Source organism: Ligilactobacillus hohenheimensis (genome assembly GCF_947381805.1).
In the GTDB taxonomy this organism is placed as follows: Bacteria; Bacillota; Bacilli; order Lactobacillales; family Lactobacillaceae; genus Ligilactobacillus; species Ligilactobacillus hohenheimensis.
In genome coordinates this window covers 493,817-507,871 of sequence record NZ_CANCXC010000001.1, presented here as the reverse complement: position 1 = coordinate 507,871, position 14,055 = coordinate 493,817, and the positions used below count along the sequence as shown (strand labels likewise).

The following is a 14,055-nucleotide window of genomic DNA, read 5'->3' as shown; positions in this document are numbered from 1 at the left end:
ATTTAGGATAAACGGTAAGTCTCGGGGTAGGGCCTGTTTTGGTCAGCCCGGGACTTTATGTTTCTGAAGGAGGCAACGTGAATGGCGCTTGATAAGCACGCTCTTTTTGAAAAATTATGTACGCAGGCTGAGTGGAATGCGACGGAGGATCCTACGGGCGCGCTGACGGCCGCAACGGTTAACCAGGTAATCGTCCACGAACATTCCAAGCGGTGGGAAATTGTTTTGGGGGTTCAGCGCGTCATCCCGTTTAAGGTGTTTCTGCGCTTTCACCAGCAGGTTAACGCGGCGTTTCAGGGAATTGCGGATGTTACGCTGCGCATCGAACCCGGTGACCCGGCAGTGACGGAACAGGAAGTGCAAGACTACTGGCCGTTTGTGGTGGCGCACAGTGCTGCCAACGAGCAGGTAGTCAACCAGGTGTGCGGGCATGCGCCCAAGCTGACGGGGAAAACGCTGAGTCTACAGGTGGCCGGGGATAATCAGGCGGCGCTGCTGAGTGCCGCCACGTTGCAGGGCCTTGCAGCTGGATACCAGCAGGTGGGCTTCCCTAAGTACACGATTAAGCCGGTGGTTGTCGCTGGTGAACAGCCAAATCATACCAAGTACCAGGAAAAACGCGCGCAAAGTGACGCGGAGCTTACCAAGAAGGCCATGGCTGCCATTCAGCAGCAAAGCCAGCAGCGCGCTGCCAAGAAGAAAAAGAAGGCGGTGCCGAAAGCCGAAGGGCCAGTCCTGTTAGGACGGAAAATTAAGGATGACATGCCCGTAACGCAGATGGTCGCAATCACCGAAGAGGAGCGTTCCGTTGTTGTTCAGGGGTACGTCTTTAACGCTGAGGTGCGGGACCTGCGTTCCGGGCGGAAGATTATCACGCTCGAAGTGACGGATTACAGTTCATCGTTTGTCATCAAAAAGTTCTCCAATAGTGAGGAGGACGAGGCCCAGTTTGCTAACCTGACGGCCGGCAAGTGGATCAAGGTCCGGGGAAGCGTGCAGGAAGATTCTTACCTGCGTGACCTGGTCATCATGGCCCGTGATATTAACGAGGTTCACCACGAAGAACGGCAGGACACGGCGGAGGGTGATAAGCGCGCGGAGCTGCACCTTCACACGACGATGAGTACGATGGACGCCACCAACTCTATTTCTGATTACGTGGCTCATGCCGCTAAGTGGGGGCACAAGGCGATTGCGGTGACTGATCATGGTGACCTGCAGGCCTTTCCCGAAGCCCACTCTGCCGGGCAAAAGCACGGGGTGAAGGTGCTGTATGGACTGGAAGCCAACGTGGTTGACGGCGGCCAAAACATTGCGTACAACGACGCCCGCGTGAACCTCAAGGATGCCACCTACGTTGTTTTTGATACCGAAACGACGGGGTTATCAGCCCAGTACGATAAGGTGATTGAACTGGCGGCTGTTAAGATGAAGGGTGGCACGGTGATTGACCGGTTTGAAGAATTTATCGATCCGGGTCATCCGCTGTCGCAAACAACGATTAACCTGACAAGCATTACCGATGACATGGTGCGTGGCTCCAAGTCGGAGGGCGAGGTTTTTCGGATGTTTAAGGACTTCTGTGCGGGCTGCGTGATTGTCGGGCATAATGCTACGTTTGACGTGGACTTTATGAACACGGGGTACGCCCGCCACGACCTTGGTCCGATTACCGAACCGTGGATTGATACGCTGCCGCTGGCCCGGTTCCTGTACCCGGAAATGAATGGGTTCCGGCTGAACACGCTGGCGCGGAAACTGAACGTGACCCTGGAGCACCACCACCGGGCGATTTACGATGCGGAAGCTACGGGTTACATTTACTACGCGATGCTGAAGGACGCGGAGGAGCAGTACCAGATTACGTTCCACGATCAGCTCAATGATCATGTGGGTGAAAACGAGGCGTACAAGCACGAGCACCCGTTCCACGTCATTATCATTGCCCAAACGCAGGCCGGAATGAAGAACCTCTTCAAGCTGGCTTCGGCGTCAATGACCGAGTACTTCTACCGCGTGCCGCGGGTGCCGCGCGCACTCTTAGAAAAGTACCGGGAGGGTTTGCTGGTGGGGTCAGCATGTGCGGACGGCGAAGTCTTTACCGCAATGATGCAAAAGGGGTACGCGGTTGCCCGGGAAAAGGCAAAGTTTTACGACTACCTTGAGGTGCAACCAAAGCCCGTGTATGCGCCATTGATTGAGCAGGAGTTGGTCAAGGACGACGCCCGTCTTGAAGAAATTATCGCTAACATGGTAAAGCTGGGCCATGAGTTAGATAAACCCGTGGTCGCAACCGGGGACGTGCACTTTATGAACAAGGAGGACGCCATTTACCGGCGGATTCTAATTCATTCCCAGGGCGGGGCCAACCCGCTAAACCGCCTCAAGGACTGGCCGGACCTGCATTTCCGGACGACGGATGAGATGCTGGATGATTTTGCCTTTCTGGGGGATGAGACGGCGCACGAAATCGTCGTCGCCGCGCCGCAACAGGTTGTTGCCATGGTTGATGATGACGTTTCCCCGGTAACGGATAAGACCTACCCGCCGAAAATGCCGGGGGCCGAAGACGATATTAAACGAATGACGATGGACCGGGCGCACGAGCTGTACGGGGAAGAATTACCGAAAATCATTGCTGACCGGCTTGACCGGGAGCTAGATAGTATTATCGGAAACGGGTTTGCCGTGCACTACCTGATTGCCCAAAAACTGGTGGCGAAGTCCAATAAGGACGGCTACCTGGTCGGATCCCGGGGGTCCGTTGGTTCTAGTTTAGTGGCGACGATGGCGGGAATCACTGAGGTTAACCCGTTACCGCCGCACTACCGTTGCCCGAAGTGCCAGTGGACTGAGTTTTATACCAAGGGAGAATACGGTTCCGGGTACGACCTGGAAGACCGTGATTGTCCGGAATGCGGGACGCCCCTGGTGAAGGACGGCCAGGATATTCCGTTTGAAACCTTCCTGGGCTTTAAGGGAGATAAGGTGCCTGATATCGACCTGAACTTCTCCGGGGACTACCAGCCGATTGCGCACAACTACATGAAGGTCCTCTTCGGGGCGGATAACGTGTACCGGGCCGGAACGATTGGGACGGTAGCTGATAAGACGGCCTACGGGTTCGTGAAGGCGTACGAACGGGATACCGAACAAAACCTGCGGGGGGCTGAGGTGGACCGCCTTGCCAAGGGAGCAACCGGGGTCAAACGGACGACCGGACAGCACCCGGCCGGGATCCTGATTGTGCCGGCGGATAAGGAAATCTACGACTTTACACCGATTCAGTACCCGGCGGATGACCAGAACGCTTCGTGGGAAACGACCCACTTTGATTTCCATTCCATCCACGACACGCTCTTAAAGATGGATATTCTGGGGCACGATGACCCGACGATGATTCGGATGCTGCAGGATTTGTCGGGGGTTGACCCGCAGTCAATTCCGACCGACGATCCGGGCGTGATGCAGCTGTTCCAGGGAACGGAAGTCTTAGGCGTCACCCCAGAACAGATTCACTCCAAGACGGGGACGCTGGGCATTCCTGAATTTGGGACCCGTTTTGTTCGCGGAATGCTGGAGGAAACGAAGCCGAAGACGTTTGCGGAACTGCTGAAGATTTCTGGCCTTTCCCACGGAACCGACGTGTGGTTAGGCAATGCCGAAGACCTAATCAAAAACGGGGTAATTACCATGCCGGAGGTTATCGGGTGTCGGGATGACATCATGATGGACCTGATTCATTGGGGCGTGCCAAACGACGTGGCGTTTAACACGATGGAACACGTGCGGAAGGGGCGCGGCATTCCGGAAGAATGGCAAAAGATTATCCGGGATGCCGGGGTCAAGGAATGGTACCTGGAAGCCTGCTTGAAGATTAAGTACATGTTCCCGAAGGCCCACGCCGCCGCCTACGTCCTGATGGCGCTGCGGATTGCCTACTTCAAGGTTTACTTCCCGCTGGTGTACTACTGCGCCTACTTCTCCGTGCGGGCACGCGACTTTGACATTGTCGCGATGGCCCGGGGAAAGGACGCCGTCAAGGAGCGGATGCAGGCCATTGAAGAGCAGGGCAACGACGCTCCGGCCAAGGATAAGACGCTGCTGGTTGTTCTTGAACTCGCAAACGAAATGCTTGAGCGCGGCTTTAAGTTCCAAATGGTTGATCTGGAACGGTCCGCCGTTTCGGAGTGGTTAATTGACGGCGATACGTTGATTGCGCCGTTCTCGGCAATCCCGGGATTGGGAGAAAACGCCGCCAAGCAAATCGTGGCGGCGCGGGAAGAAAAGCCGTTCCTGTCAAAGGAAGACCTGATGAAACGGGGCCACGTTTCGCAAACGATTATTGACTTTATGACGGAAAACCACGTTTTGGATCAGTTGCCGGACGAAAACCAGCTGAGTTTGTTTGATAATATGTTTTAACAAGGTGCGAAGCCGTTAGTAAGGTGCGGAGCCGGACCACCGGGCAAATAAATTAAGGCGCGACGTAGAGCGGCAAAGCCGGTCAAGGAGGGGCTTATTATTTGCGCATGGGTGGTCCGAGCGAAGCCTGATTAGAGAAAGGTGCGAAGCCACGCTCTTATCTCCATAACGGTAATCAGACGAAGGGCTGACGTAGTCGAACCACTACGCCAGCCCTTTTTACTGTCCTTTCGCCCCTTTCCGCGGCATAATAGAGGGGAGTTTATAACGAGGAGGAACTAGCGATGTTAGGAGCAACGTTACTTGGAACGGGCGGAAGCATCCCGCTCCCTGACCGGTATTTATCATCGGCCGTCTTAAACTACAAGGGCCGGGAGATTTTAATGGATGCCGGTGAGGGAACCGGGGTGTCCATGCGGGCCGCACGAACGGGCTTTAAGAACCTGGATGTAATTTGCATTACCCACCTTCACGGGGACCACGTGATTGGGTTGCAGGGAATTCTGGGAACGACAAGTAATACTGGGCGGACCGAACCAATTACGATTATCGGGCCGAAGGGAATCAAGGATGTGATGAAGGGCTTCCGGGTGATCATGCCGTGGTTAGCCTACGACATTAACATCATCGAGGACCCGGAACCGGGGAAGCCGATTGTGATTAATAACAAATACATTCACGGCGACCTCAGCATTACGCCGCTTCCCGTTAAGCACACACGGCCGTGCTTTGCTTACCGGGTTGACATCAAACGGGCCCCGAAGTTTGATCCGCAGCGGGCGCGGGAAAATGAAGTCCCGCAACAGCTGTGGGGAAAGCTCCAGAAGAGCGGCGCGCCAGTTGAACTTGACGGCCAAACGTACACCCCGGAGATGGTTTTAGGGGCGCCGCGGAAAGGGCTGCGGTTCGTGTGGATTACCGATACCCGGCCGGTTCCGGAACTGCCGGAATTCATGAAGGATGCCGACATGATCTTCAGTTGTGCCAACTTTGGTGCCAACGAGGATGAGGACAAGGCCAAGAAGAAGCTCCACATGACCTTCGCGGACGCGGCCACCAACGCTAAGAACGCCCACGCTAAGGAGCTTGTTTTGACGCACTTCTCCCAGGCAATGCGTCATCCGGAACAGTATAAGGAAAACGCAACGAGCATTTTCCCGAATACCATCATTGGGAAGGACCACATGCACTTCGACCTGAACTTTGACCAGGATTTCGCGGAACCATCGATTATCGAAACCCGGGTTGAAGGGGAAGACGAGGAGTAGTTAAAACATAAATGATTTAACCCCGTTGTTCTTAAAAGGACAGCGGGGTTTTTGTTTTGCAAAAGTGATGGTATGGATAAAAAATTTAAATGAGAAAATGTTGCCTAAAGGATTGCATTTTTGAAAGTACCGTGTAAAATGTGATTAAAATATGATTAGTATTCATATTAAATTCTTATTGAAGGAGTGATGACAAAATGCACAGTGCGGGACAAGCAGTTGATTTTCAATGGGGTGGCCGGCAAAAGCGGAACGTTATTCTGTATCTCTGGATTTATGGCCTTTTGGGTGCGGTAACGGGAATTACGAATAACGCAATGATGTCGTATTATCAGATTGTTGCTCCTAAGTTGGTGACCGGGTATAACCTTTACGGTGCGATTGGCTCCATTTTGTTAACCGGAGTAATCATGTTAATCCACCGGTGGGGATTTAAGAAAATCTTGCTAATTGCCCCGCCAATTACGGTGATTACGTTGGTTGTCTCGATTATGACAACGAATGTTTCGTTAATCATCATTATGAGCATTATTTCTGGAGTTTCGATTGGAATTTATGATTTTCTGTACCCAATTATGTTTGCGGTGTACATTCCGCGGGAACGGCAAACACGGTGGATGACCTACGTGATGATTGATAATTTGTTGTGGCAATCCGTTCTTACCTTCCTAGGAGGGAAGGCCGTTGTATACTTCTTCGGTAAACTTCAGGGAATTTCTTATTCTCAAGCGTCGGTACTTTCGGCCCATCAAGAAACCATGCACGGGACGATGTTAGCTCACTATACAACGGCTTATAAGGACGTGATTTTGATTGCCGTTGTCTTAGCGGCGTTAGCGTTCCTGTTTGCCCTCGCAATTAAGGATCGGCCGGTTGACTACCGGATGACGGCTAGTGCGCAGGCGGCACAGAAAACAAAGTGGAACCTTCAAAATTACCGGGCGCTTGCAAACAAGACAGTTTTTATGTGGCTTTTATACATGGTTCTGGTCGGGTTCGGCGCATCGATTGTAGTTCCATACATTCCAATTTACCTGAATAATTACCTGCACATTGCGCGGGGGATAACGGCAACCATTAATACGATTCAAACGGCAGCAATGTTTGTGGGGTATATGGCGGCGCCGTTCTTAGAACGGAAGTTGGGGACGATTGTTTCTATCGTTGCAACGATGCTGATGTGTACACCTTTAATGATTATTATGGCAAACGGCCGGTTATTGGGATCTGGAATGATGTTGGCTGTCATTGTTTGTATCGTATTGTTCCTACGGTCGGGCATTGCGAACGCTGCTATGCCGGTTCAGCAAACCCTTCAGATGGCGATGGTGGATAAGGACCACCGGCCGGCATTTAGTGCCATTCTTTCACTGGTGAGTGCCATAACGGGGATTTTATCCGGGTTGTTTTGTACGTTTGTTCTCTTTACTTCACTGGAAGGGTACGCCGTTGCGTACTACATTGCAGGCGGATTGTACTTAATTGGTTCAATTTTTATTCTAATTGTGCTCAAGAAAAAATATAACGACTTGACGCGGCCGGTAACTCAACAGGCAACAACCCAAGAAGAGATTGTTGAGAACCAGTCCGTAGTGACGGATGATTAACTGTTATAAGGAATGGGACGGGATCCGAACAATGGTCTCGTTTCTTTTTGCCTGTTTCCTAATAAGTGATTGCTTTTCGGTGATAAAAGAGTACAATAAAATTAAAAGTTGATGAGCAAAAAACGAGTATTTTATAAAGGAATGATGATTATGAACGCTCTCTCAGCGGATAGTGAAGCCGCCTGGTCCGGCCGGGCAAAGCGGAACGTTTGGCTCTACGTTTGGATTTACGGGTTACTTGGAGCCGTCACGGGGATTACGAACTACGCAATGATGTCGTACTACCAGATTGTGGCGCCCCAATTAGTGAAGGGGTTTAACCTGTATAGTTCAATTGGAACGTTAATTCTCTCATTGTTAATTGCCTTGATTCACCGGACAGGGTTTAAGAAGATCATGCTGATTGCACCGCCGATTACGGTTGCAGCGTTGGTAATTACCGTGATTACAAATAACGTTCCCCTAATCATTATCATGTGCATTGCCTCGACCATTACGATTGGAATTTACGACTACCTGTACCCAATCATGTTTGCGGTGTACATTCCACGGAAAAAGCAAACCAAGTGGATGACCTACATATTAGTCGATAACCTGGTATGTCAGACGGTCCTGACGTTCCTTGGTGGAAAGCTGGTTGTGTACTTCTTCGCACTGCTGCAACACGTTTCTTACGGGAAGGCTTCAGCTTTATCGGCACATCAGGAAGCGATGCACGGTGCAATGCTGGCAAACTACACGATGGCGTACCGGTGGGTAATTGTGATTGCGGCTGTTCTTGCAGGGTTAGCGTTTATTTTTGCACTGTTCTTCCGCGAAAAGCCGAGTGACTACCGTGAAACGTCAATTGAACGGGAACGGGACGAAGCGGCTCAGCGGCCAAGCAACTTCAAGCAGTTAATGACCAAGACGGTTCTGATTTGGGTATTATACCTGGTGCTCGTGCGGTTTGGGGCGCTGTTAGTTACGCCGTACTTCCCAATTTATCTGAACAACTACCTGCACATGCCACGGGGCGTGGCCGCAACGGTCAACACGTTCCAGAACGCCGCCATGTTCCTGGGATACCTTGTAGCGCCGTTCCTAGAGAAGAAACTGGGGTCAATTGTTTCGATGGCGGCAGCGGGGATTACCGTTGCGCCGATGATGATTTTGATGGCGAACGGACGTGCTTTAGGAACAGGGACAGTTGCCGTAATTATCGTTGGGGTGGTTCTGTTCTTACGGTCAGGAATTGCGAACGCAACGGCACCAATTCAGCAGTCACTGCAAATGGCGATGGTGTCAAAGGACCTGCGACCAGCCTTTAGTTCGGTCATTTCGCTGGTTAACGCCTTGATGGGGGTTGTTTCCGGATTGTTCTGTACATTCTTCCTCTTCAAGTCATTATCCGGATACGCAACCGCGTACTACATCGCAGGGGCACTGTACGTCGTTGCAGGAGTCTTCATCCTGATTTTCTTCAAGAAGAAGTACAACCGGATTATGGATGTGGTGCCAACGCAGGCTGAAAGTGATGCGGTGGTTGCCGAAAAGGAAAACGGCGAGGAATAATCAGGTAAAGCCGTAAAGATAAGTATCACAAATAAGGGCGTTCTTTTATGAGGGACGCTCTTATTTTTATTACGTAATTGTAATGCGAATGTTGACAGCGATTATAAAAAGTACGTAAAATTAAATTGATTGTTCATTATGTAACAATCCGTCTTACTACTTATTCAGGAGATGATTACAGTGACGGTTGATAAAACGATGCAGGGGCTACTGGACGAAACGGTAACAACTTTTGTTCAGAACGAGATTGCTCCGTACGACATACAGATTGACCGTAAACGGGGATTGCCTGATGGGTTATTTGACCGGATGGCTGACCTTGGTTTCTTAAATGCAATTCTACCGCGTGAATATGGTGGGGCGGAGCTTCCAATGACAAGTGCGGCGCGGTTGATTAACCAACTAGCAGTGGGAAATGCGAGCGTTGCGGTAATGGTGGAGGGCCAGTACAAGACACTGTTTCAGCTGATGAAATACGGTGACGAAGAAATCCAGCGTGAATACCTACCGCGTGCCCAGCATGAAATCCTGGCCTTTTCCAATACCGAACCCAGTGGTGGCTCTAATCCGAGTGGCAATCAGACATGGGCAAAGCAACGGGCTGACGGCAAGTGGGTGATTAACGGGGACAAGGTTATGATTACGAACGGAACGTTGGCCCGCAACTACATTATCACCACCAAGACCGGAGAGGATGAATTTACCTGTTTTATGGTCGATGACCGGATGCCGGGATTTAGCTACGGTGAAGTGGAAAACTTTATTGGTCTCCGGGGGATTCCGTGTGGCGAGATTGTGCTCCAGGACGTTGTTGTTGACGAGCATCATATGATTGGTAAACGGGGACAGGGCCTTGTTGTCTTTAACCAGGCCCACGCCGATGCCCGGGTTCTGATGAGCGCCGTGTTGACGGGGATTATGGAGCATGAATTGGCCATTGCAAAGGAATACGCCAATCAGCGGCGTGCTGGACAGATTTTGCTCCGCGATATGCAGGTAACCCAGGAAAAGATTGCGCGGGTTGCAATGAGTAAGGAAATGACGAGGTTGGCTTACGAACATGCTGCTAGAATGCGGGACGCAGGCGAGCCAACGGACGAGATTGCCGCAATGATTAAGTGTTTTGGGAGTCAAGTTGCGGTTAAGGCGGGCGATGAAGTCCTGCAGCTTCTTGGGGGTTACGGGTACAGCGCTGATTACCCGGTTGAACACCTAATCCGGGACGCCCGGGCAATGGAAATTGCTGAAGGAACGGTTGAGAAGATGCACACTGAAATTAGTACCGCAGAATTTGCAAAGGAGGGGTAAGGGATGCGCGTAATTGTTTGCATTAAACAGATCTTAAAGGTGGGCCGTGTTCACCTTGATGATCACAATAACCTGATGCGGGCTGGGGTTCCCGGGATGATGAATCCAGCTGATAAGCAGGCATTGGAATTGGCGTTAACAATTAAGAATCAGCATCCCGATACCGAAATTGTTGCGCTGAGCATGGGACCCGCTGATTTTAACCAGTCCCTGCACCAGGCCATGGCTCTCGGAGCAGACCGCGCAGTGTTGTTGAGTTCCCGGGCGTTTGGGGGCGCAGATACACTGGCAACTGCGAAGACACTGGTTGCGGGAATTCAGAAACTTGGCGGGGCGGATTTAATCCTCTTCGGATCACAGGCCCAGGACGCTGATACCGGGCAGGTTGGACCGTTAGTCGCAACCAAGTTAAACCTGCCACAGGTGACCTACATGACGGATGGAACGGTGGATCAAGCGCGCCACTTAGTTGCACACCGGTTAGTTGAACAGGCTCAGGAGGAGGTTACGGTGGCTCTTCCCGCTGTCGGAACGGTTTCCGCTCCGGATACTGCGGATGAGTACCACTATCCTAGTTTACATGCCATTCGGGTAAGCATGGATACCCCGGTAACTGTTTGGGATGAAACTGACTTAGAACTTGCCCCTCAGGAAGTTGGGTTGAAGGGATCCCCAACCGTTGTTAAGCGGGTCTTTAGTCCTAAGCAGGTGGAGCGAAAGCATGTCCAGTTACCGGCAGCCCCGCAGCAGGCCGTTAACAGTCTATTAGAGCAGCTTCCAGTGGGAATCGACTTAATGGAAGGAGGGACCCACAATGAGTAAGCAATGTGATAAAACGTGGGTGGTAGTGGAACACCGCGGTGTGGTAATCGAACCGGGAAGCGTTCAACTGCTTAGCAAGGCTAAAACAATTAGTCCGGTGCCGGTGGTTGCGGTGGTCTTAACGACGGCGGCTGATCGGGATAAGCTAGTGGCACAACTCCGCCCGTTTGGTGCCGATCAGATTATGGTCGTTACGGACGACAGTTTGAATGAAAAAATGACCCAGGAAACCGCAGCCGCAACCCTCACTCAAATGATGGTCCAACTTGGCCGGCCAATTGCGTTGCTATTTAGTGCGACGACGTGGGGAAGATCAGTTGCCCCACGCGTTCAGGGAAACGTTGACGCGGGACTAACGGCTGATTGTGTTGATTTGCGGTTTGATAACCAGACACTGATAGGAATTAAACCCTCGTATGGTGACCGGATTATGTGCGAAATTACCAGCGACAGTGTTCTTCCTCAGATGGTAACGGTGCGGCCGAACGTGTTTCAAGCTGTCCAGGAGGGAGAACCGACTCCTGAGGATGCCATTGAGCAATTAGCGGTTACGGTCAAGCCTGATAACCAGGTTGTTCTCAACCAACGGCAAGAAAATCCACTAACAGATGCGGACAATTCGTTGGCCGCAACGGACATTATCCTTGCGCTGGGACGGGGAGCAAACGATCCGGTAACCATTCAGCTTGCTGAGAAGGTAGCGCAGAAGATGGGGGCAAAAATTGGGGTTACCCGGCCGCTTGTGGGCGACCACTTTACCCAGGAGCAGCAGATTGGTCAAAGTGGGACGACGGTTGCCCCAAAGTTGATTATTAATTTAGGAATTTCGGGAGCTGCCCAGTATACGACGGGAATGAGTGGCGCAGGAACGATTGTCGCAGTCAACGTTGATCCTGATGCCCCAATTAAGGAAATTGCTGATTACTACTATCCGGGTGAAGCGCAGGCCTTTTTGCAGGCGTTGGATGAAGCAATCAATTAAGCACATGAAGAAGGTCAAAATTTGCGGCCTTCTTTTGTTTTTGGCTGATTTTGAAAGCGTTTTATTATAAAATGAAATTGAAAGGAGCGGTAGACATGAAAAAAATTATTAATGATCCAGCAAACGTTGTCCCGGAAATGGTCCGGGGGATGGTGGGAGCGTATCCCCAGTACATTAAACAGATTCCGGAAATGATGGCCGTTGTTCGGAGTGATGAACAGTCGATGGCCGGAAAGGTTGGCATCGTAAGTGGGGGTGGCAGCGGTCACGAACCCGCCCATGCCGGTTACGTGGGGAAAGGGATGCTGAGCGCGGCAGTAGCGGGACAGGTTTTCACGTCCCCGACTCCTGATCAAATTTACGCAGCTATCAAAGCGGCCAATCACGGGAAGGGCGTGTTCCTGGTAATTAAGAACTACTCCGGGGATGTCATGAACTTTGAGATGGCGCAGGATATGGCGGCAATGGATGATATTCCGGTTAAGTCCATTGTTATTGATGATGATATCGCCGTTGAAAATAGCCTATACACCCAGGGGCGGCGGGGCGTTGCCGGAACGGTCCTGATGCATAAGATCCTGGGAGCGGCGGCAGATCAGGGCGCCAGCCTCGATGAAATCGAACAGCTTGCCAAGCAGGTTCTTCCGCACATCAATACCATTGCGGTGGCCTTATCCGCAGCAACCGTTCCTGAAGTCGGGAAACCGGGGTTTGAACTTGCCGACGACGAGATTGAGTACGGGGTTGGGATTCACAGTGAACCAGGATACCGGCGCGAAAAGATTAAACCATCCAAGGAACTGGTCGCTGAACTGCTGGGTAAAATTGATGCCAGCTTGCACCTTGATGCGCAGAAGGATTATGCGGTCCTCGTTAACGGGATGGGCGCCACTCCGCTGATGGAGCAATACATTTTTAGTAACGACCTGCTGGCGCAGTTAGCGGACAAGGGAATTAAGCCAGCGTTTATGAAGGTGGGAAATTATATGACGTCAATTGACATGGCAGGGATTTCTTTAACCATCATGGAAGTTGCAGATAAGCAGTGGCTGGATTACCTCAATTATCCGGTTGCAACGATTGCATGGTAGGAGGCTCATTATGGAATTAACGGTTGAAAAGTATGTTCAGTGGATGACGAATTTTGCCCAACTCATTACGACGCATAAACAAGAACTGAATGACCTTGATGATGCGATTGGGGATGGCGACCATGGGAGTAACATGGTGCGGGGAATGGATGCCGTAACGGCTGCGCTTGAACCGGTGCCAGCTACCCTCACTGATGCCTTAAAGAAAACGGCCATGGCGCTAATTAGTAAGGTCGGTGGGGCTTCGGGCCCGTTGTACGGGACGGCCTTTTTGGAAATGGCGAAAAAGAGTGCGGCAACAAGTGATGTGGGCGAGCTGCTTGCTGCTGCGGCTACCGGGGTAATGAAGCGGGGCGGTGCCCAGCCTGGCGATAAAACGATGGTTGACGTCTGGCATGTGGTCGTTCCCCAGATTCAGGATGACACCCTTACGGAAGAAGCCATCCAAACGGCGGTTGACCACACCCGCGATCTTGTTGCGCACAAGGGGCGGGCTTCCTACCTCGGCGAGCGCGCGAAGGGCCACCTTGATCCTGGCGCTGTTTCAACTGGTTACTTGTTTACTTCCTTATTAAACGTGGGGGTGGAATAATGCTTGGAATTACCGTTGTGTCCCACGTGCCGGAAATTGCCGCGGGCGTCGTTCAGTTACTCAAGCAGGTTGCTGGTGATACCCCCATCACGTTTGCCGGGGGAACAGATGATAACCGGATCGGTACCAGCATGGAAAAAATTACTACCGCTTTTACGGATAATAAGGCGGATACAATTCTGGCTTTTTATGACCTGGGCAGTGCTAAGATGAACCTGGAGATGGCCAGTGAACTCACTGATAAGGAAGTTCATATTTATAATGTGCCGTTGATTGAAGGGGCGTACGTGGCGGCGTCGCTTGTTCCGACGGGAGCGACGCGAACCCAGATTGAGGAGCAGTTGGCCCCGTTAACGGTGAAGGAATAAGGGATTAAAGGAACTCAAGTTTACGCTTGGTGGGCTGC

Annotated in this window: 10 protein-coding genes; all 10 read left to right on the top strand. The window is 51.6% G+C overall.

The features are described from left to right. Positions 1-81: 81 nt before the first annotated feature. The 10 genes from QOR60_RS02525 to dhaM all read left to right on the top strand — a co-directional run bounded on the left by QOR60_RS02525 (position 82) and on the right by dhaM (position 14,017). A complete protein-coding gene (locus QOR60_RS02525) occupies positions 82-4,425 on the top strand; it encodes a PolC-type DNA polymerase III (RefSeq protein WP_283581784.1) in 4,344 nt (1,447 codons plus the stop codon). Positions 4,426-4,709: 284 nt separating this feature from the next. After that, positions 4,710-5,693 (top strand): ribonuclease Z, encoded by a 984-nt coding sequence (locus tag QOR60_RS02520; RefSeq protein ID WP_283581783.1) that lies wholly within the window; start codon positions 4,710-4,712, stop codon positions 5,691-5,693. Between the two features lie 197 nt (positions 5,694-5,890). Next, positions 5,891-7,300, top strand: a complete 1,410-nt coding sequence (locus tag QOR60_RS02515) for an MFS transporter (protein WP_283581782.1) — start codon at positions 5,891-5,893, stop codon at positions 7,298-7,300. 150 nt (positions 7,301-7,450) lie between these two features. Further along, the gene (locus QOR60_RS02510; RefSeq protein ID WP_283581781.1) at positions 7,451-8,854 is read left to right on the top strand and encodes an MFS transporter; all 1,404 of its coding nucleotides are present in this window, start codon (positions 7,451-7,453) and stop codon (positions 8,852-8,854) included. Positions 8,855-9,025: 171 nt separating this feature from the next. After that, on the top strand, positions 9,026-10,162 hold the full coding sequence (locus QOR60_RS02505; RefSeq protein WP_283581780.1) for an acyl-CoA dehydrogenase family protein: 1,137 nt from the start codon (positions 9,026-9,028) through the stop codon (positions 10,160-10,162). A gap of 3 nt (positions 10,163-10,165) precedes the next feature. Continuing rightward, a complete protein-coding gene (locus QOR60_RS02500) occupies positions 10,166-10,984 on the top strand; it encodes an electron transfer flavoprotein subunit beta/FixA family protein (RefSeq protein ID WP_283581779.1) in 819 nt (272 codons plus the stop codon). Further along, positions 10,977-11,966: an electron transfer flavoprotein subunit alpha/FixB family protein gene (locus QOR60_RS02495; RefSeq protein WP_283581778.1), complete on the top strand. Its 990-nt coding sequence runs from the start codon at positions 10,977-10,979 to the stop codon at positions 11,964-11,966. The genes QOR60_RS02500 and QOR60_RS02495 overlap by 8 nt, the downstream gene beginning before the upstream one ends. A gap of 95 nt (positions 11,967-12,061) precedes the next feature. After that, positions 12,062-13,057 carry a dihydroxyacetone kinase subunit DhaK gene (gene dhaK, locus QOR60_RS02490; protein ID WP_283581777.1) on the top strand — a complete coding sequence of 332 codons (996 nt, stop codon included), beginning with the start codon at positions 12,062-12,064 and terminating at the stop codon, positions 13,055-13,057. A 10-nt stretch (positions 13,058-13,067) separates the two neighbouring features. Next, complete coding sequence (gene dhaL, locus QOR60_RS02485) at positions 13,068-13,649, top strand: dihydroxyacetone kinase subunit DhaL (RefSeq protein ID WP_283581776.1); 582 nt, start codon at positions 13,068-13,070, stop codon at positions 13,647-13,649. Then, complete coding sequence (gene dhaM / locus QOR60_RS02480; protein ID WP_283582009.1) at positions 13,646-14,017, top strand: dihydroxyacetone kinase phosphoryl donor subunit DhaM; 372 nt, start codon at positions 13,646-13,648, stop codon at positions 14,015-14,017. The genes dhaL and dhaM overlap by 4 nt, the downstream gene beginning before the upstream one ends. The last annotated feature ends 38 nt before the right edge of the window (positions 14,018-14,055 follow it).